We start from the raw sequence: 1,796 nt of genomic DNA on the forward strand, positions 1-1,796 counted from the left end.
GCGGCCTCGGTGTAGAAGCCGCGCCCGACCCCCGACTGGTTGGTCACCACGATCACCAGCCAGCCGGCGCGGTTGAAGGCGGCCACCGCCTCGCGCGCACCGGCGATCCAGCGGAAATCCGCCCACCGGTGCACATAGCCCTGGTCTTCGTTGAGGACCCCGTCGCGGTCGAGGAACAGCGCGGGCTTCAGGGCGAGCGGCGGGGGCACCGCGACACTATAACGGCAAGGACACGCAGACGGGGTTCCAAAAAGCTGGATTCCCGCCATACGGTGAGATCGGGTTTAGCTTGTGAGGTCCCTTTGGCCGCCGTCCTGACGATCAACGACCTGCGGGTCGATTTCGAAACCCATGACGGCGAGGTCAGCGCCGTGCGCGGGGTCTCCCTGGAGATCGGCCGGGGCGAAACCCTGGGCGTGGTGGGCGAGAGTGGATCGGGCAAGAGCCAAACCTTCATGGCGGTGATGGGCCTCCTGGCCCGCAACGGCCGGGCCCGGGGGTCGGCCAGGTTCCTCGGCCAAGAGCTGCTGGGTCTGAAGCCGCGGGAGCTGAACCGCATCCGCGGCTCGAAGATGACCATGATCTTCCAGGACCCACTCACCGCCCTGACCCCCCACGTGCGGATCGGCGAGCAGATCGCCGAGCCCCTGCGGCTGCATGGCGGGTTCAGCGGCCAGGCGGCAGAGGCGCGGGCGCTGGAGTGGCTGCAGAAGGTGCGAATCCCCGACGCAAAACGCCGGTTGCGGCAATACCCTCACGAGCTTTCCGGCGGCATGCGCCAGCGGGTGATGATCGCCGCGGCCATGGCCGGGGGCCCGGAGTTGCTGATCGCCGATGAGCCGACCACCGCCCTGGATGTCACCGTCCAGGCCGAAATCCTCGACCTGATGGCCGACCTGCAGCGGGAGACGGGGGCGGCCATGGCCCTGATCACCCATGATATGGGGGTCATCGCCCGGCTGGCCGACCGGGTCTGCGTGATGAAGGACGGCGGCTTCGTGGAGCAGGGGCCGGTGGAGACCATCTTCCGCAACCCCGCCACCGACTATACCCGGGCCTTGCTGGCGGCGATCCCCCGGCTGGACCGGGACGACCGGGGCGGGCGCCCGCAGACCGAGCCGGCCCGGGCCGACGCGCCCGTCGTGGTCGCCGCCCGGGACGTGAAGGTTCACTTCCCCATCAGCCAGGGGATGTTCGGCAAGCCGGTCCAGCTTCGCGCCGTGGACGGCGTCTCCTTCGATGTGCGCGAAGGCGAGACCCTGGGCGTGGTGGGCGAGAGCGGCTCAGGCAAGTCGACCCTGGCCCGCGCGGTGTTGAACCTGATCCCGGCCACCGCCGGCGCGGTCACCCTGATGGACCGGGACATCACCCACGCCGACCGAGCCGCCCTGCAGGCCGCCCGCAAGGACCTGCAGATCGTCTTCCAGGACCCCCTGGCCAGCCTCGACCCGCGGATGACCGTGGGCCAGTCCATCGGCGAGCCCCTGGGGGTCTATCGAGCCAACATGGGCCGGACTGAGCGGGAGGCTGCGGTGCGCGAGATGATGGGCCGCGTCGAACTCGATCCGGCGATGATCAACCGCTATCCGCACGAGCTCTCCGGCGGCCAGAACCAGCGGGTGGGGATCGCCCGGGCGATGATCCTGAAGCCCAGGCTGGTGATCTGCGACGAGGCGGTCTCGGCTCTGGACGTTTCCATCCGTGCCCAGATCATCGACCTGTTGATCCAGCTACAGAAGGAGATGGGCCTAGCGATGATCTTCATCAGCCATGACCTGGCGGTGGTGCGGGAGATC

2 protein-coding genes are annotated in these 1,796 nt (G+C 68.9%); one reads left to right on the forward strand and one right to left on the reverse strand.

Features of this window, described 5'->3' with window-relative positions; translation table 11 throughout:
- The coding region (locus RMO97_RS18765; protein ID WP_310542534.1) for an HAD-IIIA family hydrolase at window positions 1-209 on the reverse strand (209 nt) is incomplete at its 3' end.
- 93 nt (window positions 210-302) lie between these two features.
- On the opposite strand from RMO97_RS18765, the gene RMO97_RS18770 reads away from it, so the two are divergent.
- Window positions 303-1,796, forward strand: a 1,494-nt coding sequence (locus tag RMO97_RS18770; RefSeq protein ID WP_310542535.1) for a dipeptide ABC transporter ATP-binding protein, incomplete at its 3' end; no start/stop codon positions are given.

The sequence above is a fragment of the Phenylobacterium sp. genome (genome assembly GCF_031425575.1).
GTDB lineage: Bacteria > Pseudomonadota > Alphaproteobacteria > Caulobacterales > Caulobacteraceae > Phenylobacterium.